This is a genomic window from Clostridium sp. Marseille-P2415 (assembly GCF_900155545.1).
Classification (GTDB): domain Bacteria; phylum Bacillota; class Clostridia; order Lachnospirales; family Lachnospiraceae; genus Lacrimispora.
Map to the genome: position 1 here is coordinate 659,469 of NZ_LT732525.1, position 18,701 is coordinate 678,169.

Sequence of the window (18,701 nt, forward strand, 5' to 3'; positions counted from 1 at the left end):
CCAGGTTAATATTATAATATTTTTAGACTTATTTCGATCTATTTCAACATTATTTTTAATTTGGGGGAAGCTATGTCTGATAAAGTATTAATTGTGGATGACGATCCGGCTGTTTGTAAGTTATTAGAGAAAGTTATGCACAGCAATGATTTGGAAACCACCATTGCGGACAGCGGACTTGCTGCATTGAATTATTTAAAGAACCATAACTATGATATGATCCTCATGGATGTGATGCTGGGTGATATGGAAGGCTTTGAGGTCATCAAGCGGCTCAGAAGCCAGGGCGTTCAGACTCCGGTCATGATCGTAAGCGGAAGAAACGAGGATTACGATTCTCTCTACGGCCTTTCTCTCGGCGCAGATGATTACATAACCAAGCCCTTCCGCCCCTTAGTCCTGGGAGCCAAGGTCAAGGCGCTGATCCGCCGCAACAAAAACCAGGTGCTGGACAGCTCGGATATTCTGGAATGCGGACCTTTCACCTACAATACTTCCACCATGCGGTTTTATAAAAACGGAGAAGAGATTGTTCTTTCTTCCAAAGAAAGCAGCCTGATGCTGCTGTTCTTAAAGCATACGGGCCAGGTATTTACAAAAGACATGATTTACGAGCATGTGTGGGGAAACAGCTTTGCCGTAGACGATAATGCCATCATGGTGTACATCAACCGCCTGCGCAGTAAAATCGAAGAGGACCGGCAAAAGCCGGCCCATATCGTAACAGTCAGAGGCCTGGGATACCGGTTCAACCCATAGGCCTCCGGCCTTTTTTTCTGTTTATCAGATATTCCAGTGTCGTTTGGGGCACCAGACCTTTTATCCGTTCAAAATCTTCCTTTTCATACCATTTCCGTACCACAGATGCGCTGATCGCCTCTCCTTCGGAACCCTTCCTCTCGATTTCCTTCACAGAGATTCCATACAGGGGCAGGATCTTCTTCATTTCCTCATTATAATGACCTGTTACGGCACATACCGGTTCGGTTCCCACAAAGCGCGTTGTTATCCCGAGAGCCGGAGCGATGCGCCTGCCGAAGAGCTCCAGATCCAGACGGCAGTTGGCCCTTTCTGCATGGACCTTTTCCTTCATGAAATAGGTTGGAAAGGTTGCTGCGGATATGACAAAATCAGAAGCCTGATGGACGATCGCCCGGGGAAGATCTCCGGTTCCTTCCCGGACCATGGAAAATCGTTCTTCCGCCCCAAAGCTGCTTCGGTTATCGGCAAGAACCAGCACATGGACATAGTCACAGCAGTTAAGGGCCTGTTCGATCAGATACCGGTGCCCATAAGTAAACGGATTGCAATTGGCAACAATGGAGCCGATCACCATACCCGGGGTTAAAGCCTCTGTCGGAGATTCTGAAACCAGACGGTTCACAAACTCGTCAAACCCGTTTTTCCTGTTTTCCATAAAAAGGACATCTTCGGTCATAAGAACCGTATAAAATCCCAGATCCTCAAACATTTCCCTGTTTTTCGGTTTCGTGTACATAAGAATGTGGGATCTGCCGTTCTCAAATTCATACTGGGTAAGACACGAGATAATTGACCCGGATAAGCCAAGCCCCCGTGCGCTTTTATCAACCGCAATGCATTTTAAAACATTCTGTTCCGCAGAGCCTGCGGCCAGGATCCGGTCATCCTCATCAAGCAGGCATACACTGTATTCGATCCCCTGGTCATAATCCAAGTCATTCCGGTCTAAGAAATCCTTTAACCGTTCCAGCTCTTTCCCTTTTAACGGCCTTCCTTCCAGCTTCTTAAATTCCATAAAATACTCCTTTTCACAGGTCCCTTTAACAGCTCCGCCATGAATATGGCCACAGCCAGAAGATCCGCACACCCTCCGGCACTTATATTCCTCTTTATAAAATCCGCATCCATGCGCTTCAGTTCCAGCATGCTTTCGTCCCTGTAGGCCCCTCCGGCACGTAAGAAATCCCTTGCCAGACTCTGGACCTTAAAAAGGACATCCGGATCGTGTCTTGCAAGGATGTTGGAATCATCGACCCGGCTCATGAGCATAAACAGCGTTTCCAGCTTGATCCGGTTCCAGTCCCGGCCCTCCCTGAGCCCTTTTGCCATGGCCGGAAGCGCGATCCTGCGTACGGAAGCATAGCCGCTTATGGCTTCCCCTCTGGCACCGGTGGTCCCGTATTGATGCAGGTTTTTTTCCCCGTTGCTGGTAAATTTCCGCATTTCCTCCACCTCTCTAATCAGGGTCTCCCTTACCATGGCCTGCTCCATTTCCATCAGGCGATCTGCGGTCACAGCTCCATGGGCGCGGATGCATGCCCCTGCAGCTGCGCTTAAGACTCCCATGTGAAAGATCAGCCCTTTGTGGGTATTCACCCCGGCCGTGGCCTTGTACATGGCCTTCTCCGCTGACAGGCCGGTCTTTCGGATGCTGTCAAACAGCAGTCTGGGAGCGCCCGGAAACCTCATGCCTTCCAGAGCCATGGATGCAAAATATGGCTCCAGGGCCGCCGCACTCCGCTCAAAGTCGGCAACATCCATGTCTTTATGGGCACCTGTGGAATACAGATCCACAAGCCCGGGCTTTGGGGAGGTATAGACCTCCTCAAGCATTGCCCGGTAAGCCATGTTCCCAATATGGAAAGCTGTCTTTTCCAATGTCTTTTGGGGATTCACACAAGAACTGCCATGCATCGTTTATTCTCCTGCAAATTGAAACTCTTTTATTTTACGCACCACATCCATGATAGTTCCGTCCCGGCTCTCAATGATCCCTACTACCTTATCATCAAATTGCACCTTTTCCGGCTCTCCCACGATGGAGTATGCGATATCCCTCAGCTCCTCTATGGTCTTAAACGGCAGATCCACGTCTTTCATGCACTCGATCAGATCCTGCCTTGCCGGATTGACCGCAATGCCATAATCCGTAATCACCACATCAATGGATTCGCCCGGAGTCGTGACCGTCGTGACCTCAGAGCAGACAGCCGGAATCCTTCCCTGCAGCAGCGGGGCGATCACTATGGTACATTTCGCTCCGGCCGCAGTGTCCGGATGTCCGCCCTGGGCACCGGTGATCACGCCGTCAGAACCCACGACCACATTGCAGTTAAAATTCACATCCACTTCCAATGCTGCAAGGATCACGAAATCCAGCTTATTCACAACAGCACCCTTATTAAAGGGATCGGCATATTCCCCTGCGCTGATCCGGAAATGCTTAGGATTGATGACCGATTCCACTGCATCCAGGTCGAAATCCTGGGTATCTAAAAGGGCATCGACCTGATTGTTCTCCAATAAGTCGCACATTGGCTTTGTAAGGCCTCCCACTCCAAAGCGCATGCGCACATTTCTCTCATTCATGATTTTGGCGAGAGAAACGGTAGAAGCGATGGAAGCTCCGCCTACCCCGGTCTGGTAGGAAAATCCATCCTTAAAATAAGGGGTATTCACAACAAACCGGGTACAGTAATCGGCCATCATAAGCTTGCGCATATCCGTGGTCGGCTTTGCGGCCCCGGTTGCGATCTTATCCGGATTTCCGATTTCATCTGCAACTACCACATAATCCACTTTCGTCATGGAAATATGGGCGGGGAAGTTGGGGAATGGAACCAGACAGTCAGTAACTGCCACTACCTTATCGGCATAGTCCGCATCCACCATGGAATAGGAAAGCACGCCGCAGTCCGATTTTCCGCCGATGCCCCGGCAGTTACCATAGTCATCGCAGGTGGGCGCACCGATAAATGCAATATCGATCCTCACCTCTCCGGTTTCAATAGCACGGACTCTTCCGCCGTGGGAGCGCATGACGGCCAGACCCTTTAATTTGCCTTCCGATATGGCCCTGCCGATTTTCCCCCGGACGCCTGAGGACTGGATTCCCACAATGGTTCCATCCTCGATATAATCCACCAGCTTGTCATGGGCCTTCCCAAGGGAACTTGCGCAGATGGTGATATCCTTGATCCCCATGTTATGGATCTCCTCCATCACCATATTTACCACATAGTCACCTTCCCGGAAATGATGATGAAAGCCCAGGGTCATGCCATCCCTGATCCCGCATTTCACCAGACAATCGTGAATGCTGTCCACCAGCTTGCTTCCCTCCGAATTGATCACACACTTCGTGACCGGGCCGTCTTTTTTATACTCATATCCATCAAAGTGATGAACTCCCATAAAGGGCTCTTTTCCTGTCTGCTTTAAGATTTCTTCCGGAATCTCTCTCCCTACTGCATTAATCATCTTACAAATCTCCTTTATACACGCCGGAGGCCTTGGCCAGCTCTATGGTTCTCTTAGCTCCGTCATAGAACGCAATGTCGATCATCTTTCCGTCCACGGTAAATACTCCGATACCCTTTGCCTTTTTGTCCTCAATTTCCTTAACGACCTTTTCTGCAAAGGTGATATCCTTCCGGGTCGGCGTAAAGATCTCATGGACAACCGGAATCTGGCGCGGATTGATAATGGATTTCCCGTCAAAGCCCATTAAATGAATGGTTTCCACATCCCGCCGGAAGCCTTCCATATCATCAAGGTCGGTATAAACCGTATCAAAGCACTGGACCTTTGCCGCTCTGGCCGCAATGATCATGTTCTGTCTGGCTCCCATCAGTTCAATTCCGGTTCCGGTGATATGAGTCTGAAGGTCTTTGGTATAGTCCCCGCCGGAAAGCGCGATTCCAAACAGGCGTCCGGAAGCTTCACAGACATCCAACGCCTTCATCACGCCTCTTGCGGATTCAATGGCAGCCATAATGAGGGTTCTTCCTTCCGGAATGCCGAAATCCTCTTCCGCAGCCCGGATCTCCGTTTCTACTGCTTTTACGTCCTCAGGACTTTCTGTCTTTGGAATCCGGATGGCATCACAGCCGCCTGCAACCGCACAACGGATATCTTCTTTCCAGTAGGGAGTATCCAGTCCATTGATCCGGACCACCCGCTCGCAGCCCCTGTAATCAATCTCTTTCAGTGCATGGTAAAGGGAAAATCTGGCTGCATCCTTCTGGTTCTCTGCGACCGCATCCTCTAAATCCAACATGATGGAATCCGGCTTATAAATGTACGGATCCTTAATGAGGCCCGGTTTCTGGGCATTTAAAAACATCATGGTTCTTCTGAGCCGTTTCTTATTCGGATTCATCGTTTCGTTCCGCCTCCCCAAAGAATATTTTCAAACTGGTCTGTGGAACGGGATACCGCTCCCTCTACACGCGCCTTAATGGTGCAATCCAGTGCCCCTTTATCAACAACCGTAATTTTCACATTGTCGACTCCGAGATTCTTAAGGTTCTCCATGACCACCTTCCGGATTCTGTTGCCAAACTGGTTTATTACCGCGCTTTCCAGCGCAAAATCGATTTTACCATCACCTGGCTCTACGGTCACCTGACAGTCGCTGGACTCCAATGTACCGGCCATGGCTGGTTTTTTTATCTCCATTTTGCTTAAAGCCTCCCTTTTATTTTCGTATGATTTCATTTTATAGGGAGAATCTTAACCAGGGAAAAAAGGAACCTTAAAATTTATTAAGAAAGAGACAGACTCTCATCCGCCCCCTTCTTTCAACCAGGAATCTATGATATTTTCTACACGGCAGTAAAGCTCCTCCACCGTATGGTTCCGGCTGCGGCCGCATATCTTTGCATCCTTTTCACAAATCAGGCATTTCCGCACAGAGGCGCCCAGTTCCTCCCTGCTGATCCCTCTTCCTGCCCCATCGTATACGTCAATGTCGAACAGCCTTCCCAAAGGGTGGGTTTCTTCCAGCCGGACCGTTATCTTTTTCACAAAAAGGTGGTCCAGGCTTTTCACAGCATAAAGCTTCAGATAACCCGCCTTCTCTTTTATTACGGCTTCTTCTGTCACATGCAGCCCATTACCGGAAAACAACCGGTCCAGCGCTTCTCCCCCTTCGGTAAATGCCAGCAGGATGGCGGGAGAGGTTTTCCTTGGGCCGGGAACATTCATCCCAAGGGCCACAATGGTAACTCCCTCATGCTTTTTTCGCAGTTCTTCCTGCATTCTTACTTTTTCTTCACGGAAATAAAGCATTTCTTCCAATGTTACATTTTCTTCCATTCTGCTTTTTCCCTCTTTTCTTCCTATCTGCTGTTACAGGAGGGCGGTACGATTACAAAAAATCCTCATGGCCCGGAATCATGGGGTAAGGCGCGCAGTCTTTCAAAGGTGCAGTAATGGTTCCCTTTACGCAAAAGCTGAACGCCGGGCGGCGAAAGTTATCTTTTGTTTTATTCTTTATAAGCCGGTCGTTTCTGCCCGGTTCTCCTATGTAATTCCCGTTCTGGTCATAAATTTCCTTCCCATAGAATTTTCCGAGAATCGTTCCGTCACAGGCCACCAGATAATCCCTCTGCCTGACGCCGATATAGCGTCCTCCCCAATTCCAATATTTTACCATCCTGTATACACCTTTCCTGTTTTCATTATTTATCATCATACACCATTTTTCAGGAAAAAGGAACACTTAAGCTGCAGCACATTGCTAAAATTTCATTGGGCACTGGATTTTTCCTACGTTCTGTTATATAATCAACTGCAAAAATACAGAATAACCACATGCACAGGAGGATATCATGGGATTTCAATATGTTAACAATCTGCCAAGCCCGGAAGAGATCAAGGAACGCTTTCCGCTTCCGGCAGAATTTAAAGCCCTTAAAATAAAACGAGATCAGGCCATCAGCGACGTACTCACCGGGATAAGCGATAAATTCCTTGTTATAATTGGTCCCTGTTCCGCTGACAATGAAGAGGCTGTATGTGACTATGCAAGCCGCCTTATAAAAGTGCAGGAAAAAACAAAGGACCGTTTGATCCTCATCCCCAGGATTTACACCAACAAGCCCAGGACCACGGGCGAAGGCTACAAAGGAATGCTCCACCAGCCTGACCCGGAAAAAAAGCCGGACATGCACGAAGGACTGATCGCCATCCGAAAAATGCACATGAAGGTGTTCTTGGAAACCGGATTATCCACAGCAGACGAGATGCTGTATCCGGAAAATCTTGGATATATGGATGACATTATGTCCTACATTGCCATAGGCGCCCGTTCCGTAGAAAACCAGCAGCACCGGCTGACTTCCAGTGCCTGTGATGTTGCCGTAGGCATGAAAAATCCAACCAGCGGCGACTTATCCGTTATGCTCAATTCCGTTGTGGCCGCACAGCAGGCTCATGATTTCACCTACCGTGGCTGGGAAGTGAAGAGCGATGGGAACCCGCTCGCTCATACCATCCTCCGCGGTGCGGTCAATAAGCATGGCCAGTGCAGCCCCAACTACCATTTTGAAGATCTGTTCCTGCTCCATGAGATGTACAGCCGGCGTAATTTAAAAAATCCCGCCTGCATCGTGGACTCCAACCACTCCAATTCCAATAAGAAATACAAAGAACAGATCCGTATTTCCAAAGAAGTTCTGCACAGCCGGAAGCACGCAGCCGAAGTCCGGACTCTGGTAAAGGGCCTGATGATTGAAAGCTACATCGAACCTGGCTGCCAGAAGGTAAGCGAGCACTGCTACGGGAAATCCATCACCGATCCATGTCTGGGATGGGAGGATTCCGAACGTCTTATTTATGAAATCGCTGAAAACGCATAAAAAATGCTTTTTAAACCGGAGGAAACACGCTTTGCGAGTTTCTCCGGTTATGGCTGCAGGCCCAAAAGATAATCCGTGTTCCGGGCAGTCTGCGGCGATATTAAAATTTTCCTGAATATTTTTCTTGGTTCTCCTCTATATCTATTTATAAGTACTCTGCTGCATTTTTTAGTTTTTCACTATTAATACCACTAAAACCCTCATGTAATTACAGGCATGTTCTCACCGGGGTTACTCCGGCCATCAGGAAAAGGAGGCATGGGTATGCGGACAATCGAAGTCGATATCCAGCTGCGTTGTACCCCAATTCCACTCGCACTTTTAATCAACACCGCCAATGCCTTCGACTGCGATATCTATATCGATTACGGTATAACAAAAGTAAATGTCAAGGACTACGACGAGATGAAAAAAGGGCTTAACACGCAGAATCGGAATCTACAATTTTATTTCGACGGCATTGACGAGCAGGCCGCCGAGGGACGGATCGGAATGCTGTTTCAACCGTGAGCCGTCAGAAAGGAACCTTTATGACTTATCATCCAAAAGAGAGTTGATCTCAGCAGACTGCTGATGATCAACTCTCTTTTTCCTAACCAAGGATTGCCGTAATGCCAAAATACAATAGAACCACCGCTCCCAGAACGATCCTGTAATACCCAAAGAATTTAAAATCATGCTGTCTGATATATCCCATCAAAAACTTAATGGCATAAACAGAAACAACAAAGGCGATCACCATTCCTAATACCAGATAGAAAATCTGGGGGCCGGTGAAATTCATGCCGTATTTCACAATCTTTAAGAGGCTGGCACCGAACATGACCGGAATTCCCAGGAAAAAGGAAAACTCTGCCGAAGCGGCCCGGGAGCAGCCTAAGATCATGGCGCCCAGAATGGTGGAGCCGGACCGTGACGTACCGGGAATCAGTGACAAAAGCTGGAACAGACCGATCGAAAGGGCTGTCTGATAGGAAATATCCCCTACCTTCTGCACGTCAAAATTCCGGTACTGGTTCCGGTTCTCGATGACCAGAAACAGCACGCCATAGATAATCAGGGTCGCTGCCACCACATACCCGTTCATCAGATACTTGTCAAGGATGTCATCCACCAGTAATCCAATCACAGCCGCGGGAATACAGGCCAGGACGATCTTGGACCACAATACCATGGTTGCTTTCTTCTGTGCCGGCTTTTTCCCGGTTGAAAACGGGTTCAGTTTGTCAAAATACAGTACGACCACTGCCAGGATCGCTCCCAGCTGGATTACTACCAAAAACATATTTTTAAAGTCAGACGGCTGGTTTAGATGTATGATCTCATCCACCAGGATCATATGTCCTGTGCTGCTGATGGGCAGCCATTCCGTAAAGCCTTCCACGATTCCCAGAACAACTACTTTTAAAATTTCAATTATATTCATTCCATTTCCCCTATCTCTTTAAATATTTTCAATCTGCCAGTCAATGGGTTTTAACCCGCCCGCCTCTAAAAAGGCGTTGGTCCTGCTGAAGTGCTTACAGCCAAAGAATCCCCGGTATGCGGAAAGCGGACTCGGATGGGGCGCTTCCAGGATCAGATGCTTTGGATTTGTGAGCATCCCCTTCTTATTCTGGGCCGGACGGCCCCATAAGAGGAATACCATAGGCCGGTCCTGCCCGTTAAGGATCTGAATGGCCGCATCCGTAAACTGCTCCCAGCCGATCCCCTGATGGGAATTCGCTGCATGGGCCCGCACCGTAAGAACCGTGTTAAGAAGCATGACCCCCTGATCCGACCATTTTTTCAAATACCCGTTATTCGGTATCTCACAGCCTAAATCATCCCGAAGCTCCTGATAAATATTCACAAGCGACGGCGGTATCTCCACATCAGGCTTTACGGAAAAGCACAGCCCGTGTGCCTGCCCGTAATTATGGTAGGGGTCCTGCCCCAAAATCACCACCTTTACGTTCGAAAGAGGCGTGAATTGAAATGCATTAAAGATATCATCCGGATCCGGAAAGACCTGTCTGGTTTCATATTCATGCTTCACCTTCTGATAAAGTTCCCTGTAATATGGCTTTTTAAATTCCCCGCTTAAGGGGCTCAGCCAGTCGTTATCAATTGCTCCCATTTTTTTCTCCTTTGTATATCCATGGGGAAATCCCCATCTTTAAATCNCCAATTCCAATAAGAAATACAAAGAACAGATCCGTATTTCCAAAGAAGTTCTGCACAGCCGGAAGCACGCAGCCGAAGTCCGGACTCTGGTAAAGGGCCTGATGATTGAAAGCTACATCGAACCTGGCTGCCAGAAGGTAAGCGAGCACTGCTACGGGAAATCCATCACCGATCCATGTCTGGGATGGGAGGATTCCGAACGTCTTATTTATGAAATCGCTGAAAACGCATAAAAAATGCTTTTTAAACCGGAGGAAACACGCTTTGCGAGTTTCTCCGGTTATGGCTGCAGGCCCAAAAGATAATCCGTGTTCCGGGCAGTCTGCGGCGATATTAAAATTTTCCTGAATATTTTTCTTGGTTCTCCTCTATATCTATTTATAAGTACTCTGCTGCATTTTTTAGTTTTTCACTATTAATACCACTAAAACCCTCATGTAATTACAGGCATGTTCTCACCGGGGTTACTCCGGCCATCAGGAAAAGGAGGCATGGGTATGCGGACAATCGAAGTCGATATCCAGCTGCGTTGTACCCCAATTCCACTCGCACTTTTAATCAACACCGCCAATGCCTTCGACTGCGATATCTATATCGATTACGGTATAACAAAAGTAAATGTCAAGGACTACGACGAGATGAAAAAAGGGCTTAACACGCAGAATCGGAATCTACAATTTTATTTCGACGGCATTGACGAGCAGGCCGCCGAGGGACGGATCGGAATGCTGTTTCAACCGTGAGCCGTCAGAAAGGAACCTTTATGACTTATCATCCAAAAGAGAGTTGATCTCAGCAGACTGCTGATGATCAACTCTCTTTTTCCTAACCAAGGATTGCCGTAATGCCAAAATACAATAGAACCACCGCTCCCAGAACGATCCTGTAATACCCAAAGAATTTAAAATCATGCTGTCTGATATATCCCATCAAAAACTTAATGGCATAAACAGAAACAACAAAGGCGATCACCATTCCTAATACCAGATAGAAAATCTGGGGGCCGGTGAAATTCATGCCGTATTTCACAATCTTTAAGAGGCTGGCACCGAACATGACCGGAATTCCCAGGAAAAAGGAAAACTCTGCCGAAGCGGCCCGGGAGCAGCCTAAGATCATGGCGCCCAGAATGGTGGAGCCGGACCGTGACGTACCGGGAATCAGTGACAAAAGCTGGAACAGACCGATCGAAAGGGCTGTCTGATAGGAAATATCCCCTACCTTCTGCACGTCAAAATTCCGGTACTGGTTCCGGTTCTCGATGACCAGAAACAGCACGCCATAGATAATCAGGGTCGCTGCCACCACATACCCGTTCATCAGATACTTGTCAAGGATGTCATCCACCAGTAATCCAATCACAGCCGCGGGAATACAGGCCAGGACGATCTTGGACCACAATACCATGGTTGCTTTCTTCTGTGCCGGCTTTTTCCCGGTTGAAAACGGGTTCAGTTTGTCAAAATACAGTACGACCACTGCCAGGATCGCTCCCAGCTGGATTACTACCAAAAACATATTTTTAAAGTCAGACGGCTGGTTTAGATGTATGATCTCATCCACCAGGATCATATGTCCTGTGCTGCTGATGGGCAGCCATTCCGTAAAGCCTTCCACGATTCCCAGAACAACTACTTTTAAAATTTCAATTATATTCATTCCATTTCCCCTATCTCTTTAAATATTTTCAATCTGCCAGTCAATGGGTTTTAACCCGCCCGCCTCTAAAAAGGCGTTGGTCCTGCTGAAGTGCTTACAGCCAAAGAATCCCCGGTATGCGGAAAGCGGACTCGGATGGGGCGCTTCCAGGATCAGATGCTTTGGATTTGTGAGCATCCCCTTCTTATTCTGGGCCGGACGGCCCCATAAGAGGAATACCATAGGCCGGTCCTGCCCGTTAAGGATCTGAATGGCCGCATCCGTAAACTGCTCCCAGCCGATCCCCTGATGGGAATTCGCTGCATGGGCCCGCACCGTAAGAACCGTGTTAAGAAGCATGACCCCCTGATCCGACCATTTTTTCAAATACCCGTTATTCGGTATCTCACAGCCTAAATCATCCCGAAGCTCCTGATAAATATTCACAAGCGACGGCGGTATCTCCACATCAGGCTTTACGGAAAAGCACAGCCCGTGTGCCTGCCCGTAATTATGGTAGGGGTCCTGCCCCAAAATCACCACCTTTACGTTCGAAAGAGGCGTGAATTGAAATGCATTAAAGATATCATCCGGATCCGGAAAGACCTGTCTGGTTTCATATTCATGCTTCACCTTCTGATAAAGTTCCCTGTAATATGGCTTTTTAAATTCCCCGCTTAAGGGGCTCAGCCAGTCGTTATCAATTGCTCCCATTTTTTTCTCCTTTGTATATCCATGGGGAAATCCCCATCTTTAAATCCTTACCGGTACTCCCATATTGCTTAAATACCGTTTTAATTCCGTAATCTCCAATTCTCTGTAATGAAACAGGGATGCCGCCAGAGCCGCATCCGCCTTTCCTTCTGTCAGGGCATGATGAAAATGCTCCATGGTTCCGGCACCTCCGGAAGCGATCACCGGAACCGAAACATGCTCCGCTATGACACGGTTCAGCCCGTTATCGTATCCGGCCTTTGTTCCGTCGCAGTCCATGCTGGTAAGCAGTATCTCCCCTGCCCCCAGGCGGTCTGCCTCCATGGCCCATTCCACCGCATCCAGTCCGGTATCAATGCGTCCGCCGTTCTTAAATACGTTCCAGCCGCTTCCATCCGGTCTCCTCCTGGCATCAATGGCAACTACCACGCACTGGCGCCCGAACTTATCCGCCGCATCGGAAATCAGCCGGGGCGTATTGATGGCAGAGGAGTTAATGGATATCTTATCCGCTCCTTCCCGCAAGAGCATCCGGAAATCGTCCACCGTACGGATCCCGCCGCCCACGGTAAACGGGATAAACACCTTTTCCGCCACCCGGCGCACCATATCCACCACCGTATTCCGGTTATCGGAGGACGCGGTTATATCAAGAAACACCAGCTCGTCGGCACCTGCCCTGTCATAGGCCGCAGCGATCTCCACCGGGTCCCCGGCATCCTTTAAATTCACAAAATTTACACCCTTTACCACCCTTCCGCCCAGTACATCCAGGCATGGGATAATTCTCTTCGTAAGCATCCGGCACCTCCTTAAGCCAGTTCAATGAAATTTCTCAATATCTTTAAGCCCGTATCACTGCTCTTCTCCGGATGGAACTGGCAGGCAAAAAGATTTCCCCGCTCCACAGAAGCGCCGAATCTGACACCATAATCCGCAGATGCGGCCACATCGGATTCCTCGCCGGCCTCTAAATAATATGAATGGACAAAATACACATATGCCCCTGATCCTATCCCTTTAAAAAGTTTTGCACCAGGCTTTATGTCCAGGCAGTTCCAGCCCATATGGGGGACTTTAAGCCCCGGCGTATCCGGGAATTTCACAATTTTCCCCGGAAGCAGGGAAAGGCCCTTAACGCCCCGGCACTCTTCACTGCTTTCAAAGAAAAGCTGAAGTCCCAGACATATCCCCAGAAAGGGCGTTCCCTGATCTGCCACCTGACGGATCACATCCACCAGTCCATATTGACGGAGCTTTTCCATGGCATCGCCAAAGGACCCGACTCCCGGCAGGATCACCTTATCCGCAGAAAGAATGGTTTCCTTCTCCCGGCTCACCACCGGCTTTTCCCCCAATGCGGTCAGAGCCTTCTCCACACTCTTCAAGTTACCAGCATCATAGTCAATGATCGCTATCACGTCCGTCACCTCTTTACGCCTTTTTTCAACATTTTAACACAGGACAGGTCAATGTACAACGCAAAATATTCCTACAAAAAGCGAAAGAATTCCACAGAATTTTCTGAAACAGAATCTGCTTTTCCCTTAATGCCTTCCGGTAACTGTGCAAATTTCCCATGTATCCGGTACATTCTGGCTTTCTTGTTCACAGTTACGGTTTTCTCAAATGGCCAGCGGATGACCGTGGGAGTCGGAAACCCTGCCCCCAGTTCCAGGATCAGCAGCTTTTTATTAAGGGTTCCGGCCAGCCAGCCGGTATATTCGTTCCACTGGGGAAGATAGCCCTCTTCAATGTAATCGTCCGCCTCTATGGTATTCCCTGTAAGAGGCGCTTTGCAATGAGGACAGATATCATCCGGAATCTCTCCCGGCTCCCAGATATCCCTGGTGCAGGATTTGGAACACTGCCTCCAGGTCACATTCCCGCAGGGAGCCGTGATCCGCCTCTGATCCAGAGAAGACTTCCGGATTTCCCCATCGGTAACAGTTGTGACAATAAAAAAATCCTTCTCCTTGATAAGTCCGTTCATCTTTTCATAAAGGCTCCTGATATCCGGTACCCCTTCTGCCCTCCATTCCTCGCCGATTCCGATCAAAAGCTTCTCACAAGCTGTTATTTCTTCTAAAATCTGTTCATTTCCAACCATTTTCATCCACCTTTTCATCAAACAATACCTGTCCATTATACATCAGGAGGTATTTTAAGAAAAGATGGAAATTCTGTTCTTGCGGCACTCCATATATTTATGCTATACTTATCCATGCATTCTAATAATGAAAAAGGAAGTCAGCAGACCATGAATAAATTTAAAAGGCTCTCTCCCTTTTGGGGAGCCTGTGCAGCTATCGCAGTCCTGGCACTGCTGTTAGTGATATATTCCCTAACAAAACCGGTCCCCATGGCAGGAACAAAAAATATTTCCATTGATATGGTATATGAAAACGGAGTCCGGGACCATTACCAGATAACCACCGAAGCACAGTATCTGCTAGAAGCTCTGAAATCCATACCGGATCTTGAAATAGACGGAACCACGTCAGAGGAATCGGGTCTCATGGTCATCACCATAAACGGCAAACGGGCGGATTACCAGAAGGACGGCGCTTACTGGGCTATTCTCTGCGACGGAGACCCCTGCAGCTACGGAGTCAGCAAGCAGGCCATCAAGGATGGGGAAAGCTACACCTTCCAGTATACGAAAGCCGTCAAAGAAAGCAGGAAATCATGAAAGACCGTCCCCGTTTAACCACCGGAGAGCTGGTGTCGGACGCACTGCTGTCGGCCCTTTTGTTTGTAAGCCAGGTCAGTCTGTCCTGGCTTTCCAATGTGGAACTGGTATCCCTGCTGCTAATTTTATACACCCTTGTATTCCGCAGACACGTATGGTTCATCCTATACGTGTTTGTTGTATTGGAAGGATTGGTCTACGGCTTCGGTCTTTGGTGGTTTTCTTACCTTTATGTATGGGCCGTTCTTCCTGCATCCATATTCCTGATCTACAAAAACAGGATTCCGGGGCCCTTTGGCATATCCCTGCTTTCCGGCATATTCGGAATGCTGTTCGGATTATTCTGCACCATCTCCTACCTAATCACCGGAGGACCCGGCGCAGCCCTCACCTGGTGGACAGCAGGGATTCCTTATGACATCGTCCACGGGATCAGCAATTTTATACTGTCCCTCATTCTGTTTCAGCCGCTGTACCGGCTGCTCACCTCATTGAAACGGGGTCAATTGAAACGATAAAGGAGTAAAACGCTTATGGAACAGGCAACTGTAAGAATCAAAAAAGGAGAAGGCCGCTCTCTGAAAGCCGGCGGCATGTGGATCTATGACAATGAAATCGATACGGTTACCGGGGATTTTGCCAATGGAGATTTGGTATCCGTAGAGGACTTTGACGGCTATTTCCTGGGTCACGGCTTCATCAATACCAATTCAAAGATAACCGTCCGCATCTTATCCCGAAAAAAAGACAGCAAAATAAATGATGACTTTATTGAAATGCGGGTCCGCAATGTCTGGGAATACCGCAAAGCCACCGTGGATACGGAGAGCTGCCGCCTCATCTTCGGAGAAGCAGACTTCCTTCCCGGCATCGTGGTGGACAAGTTCTCCGACGTACTGGTCGTAGAATCCCTGGCCCTTGGCATTGACCGCTTAAAACCCACGATCCTGGAAAAACTAAAAAAAGTCCTGGAAGAGGACGGCATTACGATACGGGGGATTTACGAACGCAGCGATGCCAAGGTCCGCCTCCAGGAAGGGCTGGAACGTTACAAAGGCTTTATCGGCGAGCCCTTTGACACGAAGGTAGAAATCATGGAAAACGGGGTCAAATACTTAGTCGACGTCCAGGATGGCCAGAAAACCGGATTTTTCCTCGACCAGAAATACAACCGTCTTGCCATTCAGCGCTTATGCAAAGACAAGCGGGTCTTAGACTGCTTCACCCACACCGGATCCTTTGCCTTAAACGCAGGAATCGCCGGAGCAAGGGAAGTTCTTGGCGTGGATGCCTCGGAGCTTGGTGTTGCCCAGGCAAGAGAAAATGCCGAGCTTAACGGCCTGTCCGGCCTGGTAACCTTCCAGTGTGCCGATGTCTTCGAACTCCTGCCGGAGTTAGAGAAAAACGGCGAAAAATTCGATGTGGTGATCCTGGATCCGCCGGCCTTCACCAAATCCAGGAACTCCGTAAAAAACGCTGTAAAAGGCTACCGTGAGATCAACCTCCGGGGCATGAAGCTGGTCAGGGACGGCGGCTATCTTGCCACCTGCTCCTGCTCCCACTTCATGACTCCCGAACTCTTTACCAAAACCATCCGGGAAGCCGCCGGAAACGTCCACAAACGCCTCCGCCAGGTAGAATACCGGACCCAGGCCGCAGACCACCCCATTTTATGGTCCGGAGAAGATACCTCTTATTATTTAAAATTCTACATCTTCCAGGTTTGCGATGAGAAATAGATAAAAACCCGCGGTTCCTTTACGCTGGCTCAGTACATGCTATTGAGCCAGCTTTTATTTTTTAGCCGAAGCTGCTGCAACGCTCTGGGAATCTGGGCAAAATGATCTTTAATAGTATTTTTATAATTAAATATTTCTAAAAAGCAAAAATCATTACAACAAATCATTATATTTTCGATATTTTATCAAAATGTAACTTGACGTTTGAAATTAAATCACATATAGTAAACTCTAGGACGGTTAGCTTCCAATTACTTTTACCAACCGCTGCCGGCCAAATTCACCATTACAGCATTTCAACGCTTTACGCGATGTTAAAAATAGAGAGGTGTGTGGAACATATATGAGAAAAATAATTAAAAAAGCAGTGGCCTTTGTAACGGCGGTTGTTTTGGCATCAACCGGCAGTTTCATGAGCAGTTCAGCAATTGCCTTAGCAGAAACAGGAAAACGGACATTTATACATCCGGGTATGCTGCATACTGATGAATCCTTTGAGGCTATGAATGAAGCAATAAACAATAAACTTTATCCTAATTACGATACATGGAATGCGCTTAAAAGCAATGGATTTTCAGCTTCAGACTGGCAGCCCAGGGAAGTTGAGACTATTATAAGGGACAACAGCGGTTCAAATTGCTCCGCTTTTTATATTGATCTGAGACGTGCATATCAAAATGCTTTAATCTGGAAGCTAAGCGGAAGTAAGGCAAACGGTGAGGCCGCATGCAGGATCCTTAACGCGTGGTCAGCAAAAACCACAAATATCACCGGCAATGCAGACCGGTATCTTGCTGCAGGAATCTACGGCTACCAGCTGGCTAATGTCGCAGAGATTATGCGTGACCATCCGGACTTTAACAAAAGTTCAATGGACACTCTGCTTCTAAATGTTTTTTATCCGAAGAACAACGAATTCTTAACAAAGCACAACGACGCTCATATTGGTAATTACTGGGCAAACTGGGATCTGTGCAATATTGCCTCCATGATTTCCATCGGTATCTTCACAGACCGGGAGGACATCTACAATCAGGCAGTGGACTACTTTAAAACCGGACTTGGAAACGGTTCCATATACAATTGTATTCCATTTGTATATGATGACGGGACTGCCCAATGGCAGGAATCAGGCAGGGATCAGGGACACACCACACTTGGCATCAGCTTATATGGCTCCATTTGCGAAATGGCCTGGAACCAGGGAGATGATCTCTACAGCCTGTCAGACAACCGTTTCTTAAAGGCCGCGGAATACGTCGCAAAGTATAATAACATGGAAGAAGTTCAATATACTCCTTATGAATGGTTAAAAGGCCAAAAGGGTAATTCAGACTGGATGAACTCCATAAGCGCCGACTCAAGAGGCTCCATTAGACCTGTTTACTCTTTGATTTATAATCATTATGTAAAAAGAATGGGACTGCCGGCTCCCAATATTGAAAAAGTGCTGAACGGAAGGCTGGAAAAGGAACAGAGCAATGGAGATGAACTTGGCTGGCAGTCCCTTACCTTTGCCAATACCGGGAAAGCTACTGAGCGAAAATATATTAAGGGAGACTTTGCAGACGGAAAATACCGGATTGTTTCAGTTTTAACAGGGAAATCACTTGTTGTTAATTCCAACGGTGAACTAGCATCTGCGGATAAAGGTACAAAGAACGAAGAGATATGGAGACTTGAAAATACCGGAGACGGAGAATACATAGTAATCAATCAGGTGACCAATAAAGCAATTCAGATTTCAAAAGATTATTATACCAAAGGCTCTGTGGCTGAAACAGGAGAAAATACCAGTGCTCTTAATCAAAAGTTTGCTTTTATAAAAAACAGCACGGGCGATTACAGGATTATATCATCTGCCAGCGACTATTCCTTATGTCTCAGTGGAGCCGGACAAACGGATAATACACCGGTGATACAGTGGAGATATCTGAGCCAAAAGGAACAACGGTGGATCTTGGAAAAAGTTCAATGATCTAACGTGGCTGAAGCTGCAAAGCCGAAAATACAGAAATAAAATATACAGATACTACAGCCGGGGAGATAATAAGAGCCGCTGGCAGAGTATCCTGGCGTTTGTGTAAAGGGCTGCCGCACTAGTGCGACAGCCTCTTTTATTTTTGG

Annotated in this window: 22 protein-coding genes and 1 pseudogene; 9 read left to right on the top strand and 14 right to left on the bottom strand. The window is 47.8% G+C overall.

Annotated features, from left to right (window positions below):
- Positions 1-72: 72 nt before the first annotated feature.
- Entirely contained in the window at positions 73-759 is a 687-nt protein-coding gene (locus tag BQ9856_RS03085; protein WP_077609658.1) for a response regulator transcription factor, read from the top strand.
- Here BQ9856_RS03085 and citC read toward each other — a convergent pair.
- The 7 genes from citC to BQ9856_RS03120 all read right to left on the bottom strand — a co-directional run bounded on the left by citC (position 749) and on the right by BQ9856_RS03120 (position 6,421).
- Positions 749-1,777 (bottom strand): [citrate (pro-3S)-lyase] ligase, encoded by a 1,029-nt coding sequence (gene citC, locus BQ9856_RS03090; protein ID WP_077609659.1) that lies wholly within the window; start codon positions 1,775-1,777, stop codon positions 749-751. The two genes, BQ9856_RS03085 and citC, sit on opposite strands and share 11 nt — an antisense overlap.
- Positions 1,744-2,676, bottom strand: a complete 933-nt coding sequence (gene citG, locus BQ9856_RS03095; RefSeq protein ID WP_077609660.1) for a triphosphoribosyl-dephospho-CoA synthase CitG — start codon at positions 2,674-2,676, stop codon at positions 1,744-1,746. The genes citC and citG overlap by 34 nt, the downstream gene beginning before the upstream one ends.
- A gap of 3 nt (positions 2,677-2,679) precedes the next feature.
- Positions 2,680-4,242: a citrate lyase subunit alpha gene (gene citF, locus BQ9856_RS03100; protein WP_077609661.1), complete on the bottom strand. Its 1,563-nt coding sequence runs from the start codon at positions 4,240-4,242 to the stop codon at positions 2,680-2,682.
- A gap of 1 nt (position 4,243) precedes the next feature.
- The gene (locus BQ9856_RS03105; RefSeq protein ID WP_077609662.1) at positions 4,244-5,143 is read right to left on the bottom strand and encodes an aldolase/citrate lyase family protein; all 900 of its coding nucleotides are present in this window, start codon (positions 5,141-5,143) and stop codon (positions 4,244-4,246) included.
- Positions 5,140-5,442, bottom strand: a complete 303-nt coding sequence (gene citD / locus BQ9856_RS03110) for a citrate lyase acyl carrier protein (RefSeq protein ID WP_077609663.1) — start codon at positions 5,440-5,442, stop codon at positions 5,140-5,142. Before citD ends, BQ9856_RS03105 begins: the two co-directional genes overlap by 4 nt.
- A 105-nt stretch (positions 5,443-5,547) precedes the next feature.
- Entirely contained in the window at positions 5,548-6,081 is a 534-nt protein-coding gene (gene citX, locus BQ9856_RS03115) for a citrate lyase holo-[acyl-carrier protein] synthase (protein WP_077609664.1), read from the bottom strand.
- Between the two features lie 52 nt (positions 6,082-6,133).
- On the bottom strand, positions 6,134-6,421 hold the full coding sequence (locus BQ9856_RS03120) for a hypothetical protein (protein WP_077610020.1): 288 nt from the start codon (positions 6,419-6,421) through the stop codon (positions 6,134-6,136).
- A 175-nt stretch (positions 6,422-6,596) separates the two neighbouring features.
- Between BQ9856_RS03120 and BQ9856_RS03125 the strand changes: the two genes are divergently transcribed.
- Both BQ9856_RS03125 and BQ9856_RS03130 read left to right on the top strand, forming a co-directional pair.
- Complete coding sequence (locus BQ9856_RS03125; RefSeq protein WP_077609665.1) at positions 6,597-7,625, top strand: 3-deoxy-7-phosphoheptulonate synthase; 1,029 nt, start codon at positions 6,597-6,599, stop codon at positions 7,623-7,625.
- 264 nt (positions 7,626-7,889) lie between these two features.
- Positions 7,890-8,135, top strand: a complete 246-nt coding sequence (locus BQ9856_RS03130; RefSeq protein ID WP_077609666.1) for an HPr family phosphocarrier protein — start codon at positions 7,890-7,892, stop codon at positions 8,133-8,135.
- An 82-nt stretch (positions 8,136-8,217) separates the two neighbouring features.
- On the opposite strand, the gene BQ9856_RS03135 is transcribed toward BQ9856_RS03130, so the two are convergent.
- Complete coding sequence (locus BQ9856_RS03135; protein ID WP_077609667.1) at positions 8,218-9,051, bottom strand: undecaprenyl-diphosphate phosphatase; 834 nt, start codon at positions 9,049-9,051, stop codon at positions 8,218-8,220.
- An 18-nt stretch (positions 9,052-9,069) separates the two neighbouring features.
- Entirely contained in the window at positions 9,070-9,744 is a 675-nt protein-coding gene (locus tag BQ9856_RS03140) for a uracil-DNA glycosylase (RefSeq protein WP_077609668.1), read from the bottom strand.
- 49 nt (positions 9,745-9,793) lie between these two features.
- On the opposite strand from BQ9856_RS03140, the pseudogene BQ9856_RS03145 reads away from it, so the two are divergent.
- Positions 9,794-10,024 (top strand): annotated as a pseudogene (locus tag BQ9856_RS03145) (3-deoxy-7-phosphoheptulonate synthase); the annotation flags it as partial.
- A 264-nt stretch (positions 10,025-10,288) separates the two neighbouring features.
- Entirely contained in the window at positions 10,289-10,534 is a 246-nt protein-coding gene (locus tag BQ9856_RS03150) for an HPr family phosphocarrier protein (protein WP_077609666.1), read from the top strand.
- A gap of 82 nt (positions 10,535-10,616) precedes the next feature.
- On the opposite strand, the gene BQ9856_RS03155 is transcribed toward BQ9856_RS03150, so the two are convergent.
- The 5 genes from BQ9856_RS03155 to BQ9856_RS03175 form a co-directional block, all read right to left on the bottom strand.
- The gene (locus BQ9856_RS03155) at positions 10,617-11,450 is read right to left on the bottom strand and encodes an undecaprenyl-diphosphate phosphatase (RefSeq protein WP_077609667.1); all 834 of its coding nucleotides are present in this window, start codon (positions 11,448-11,450) and stop codon (positions 10,617-10,619) included.
- A gap of 18 nt (positions 11,451-11,468) precedes the next feature.
- A complete protein-coding gene (locus tag BQ9856_RS03160; RefSeq protein ID WP_077609668.1) occupies positions 11,469-12,143 on the bottom strand; it encodes a uracil-DNA glycosylase in 675 nt (224 codons plus the stop codon).
- A 39-nt stretch (positions 12,144-12,182) separates the two neighbouring features.
- Positions 12,183-12,944: an imidazole glycerol phosphate synthase subunit HisF gene (hisF, locus tag BQ9856_RS03165; RefSeq protein WP_077609669.1), complete on the bottom strand. Its 762-nt coding sequence runs from the start codon at positions 12,942-12,944 to the stop codon at positions 12,183-12,185.
- Between the two features lie 11 nt (positions 12,945-12,955).
- A complete protein-coding gene (gene hisH, locus BQ9856_RS03170) occupies positions 12,956-13,564 on the bottom strand; it encodes an imidazole glycerol phosphate synthase subunit HisH (RefSeq protein WP_077609670.1) in 609 nt (202 codons plus the stop codon).
- Between the two features lie 71 nt (positions 13,565-13,635).
- A complete protein-coding gene (locus tag BQ9856_RS03175) occupies positions 13,636-14,253 on the bottom strand; it encodes a hypothetical protein (RefSeq protein WP_139348640.1) in 618 nt (205 codons plus the stop codon).
- A 150-nt stretch (positions 14,254-14,403) separates the two neighbouring features.
- Here BQ9856_RS03175 and BQ9856_RS03180 point away from each other — a divergent pair, with 150 nt between their 5' ends.
- From BQ9856_RS03180 to BQ9856_RS03195, 4 genes are all read left to right on the top strand, one after another.
- On the top strand, positions 14,404-14,835 hold the full coding sequence (locus tag BQ9856_RS03180) for a DUF4430 domain-containing protein (protein ID WP_077609672.1): 432 nt from the start codon (positions 14,404-14,406) through the stop codon (positions 14,833-14,835).
- Positions 14,832-15,353, top strand: coding sequence for a hypothetical protein (locus tag BQ9856_RS03185; protein ID WP_077609673.1), 522 nt, complete (start codon positions 14,832-14,834; stop codon positions 15,351-15,353). Before BQ9856_RS03180 ends, BQ9856_RS03185 begins: the two co-directional genes overlap by 4 nt.
- Positions 15,354-15,368: 15 nt before the next feature.
- The gene (locus tag BQ9856_RS03190; RefSeq protein WP_077609674.1) at positions 15,369-16,574 is read left to right on the top strand and encodes a class I SAM-dependent rRNA methyltransferase; all 1,206 of its coding nucleotides are present in this window, start codon (positions 15,369-15,371) and stop codon (positions 16,572-16,574) included.
- Positions 16,575-16,917: 343 nt separating this feature from the next.
- Positions 16,918-18,552, top strand: coding sequence for an RICIN domain-containing protein (locus BQ9856_RS03195; RefSeq protein ID WP_077609675.1), 1,635 nt, complete (start codon positions 16,918-16,920; stop codon positions 18,550-18,552).
- Positions 18,553-18,701 lie beyond the last annotated feature (149 nt).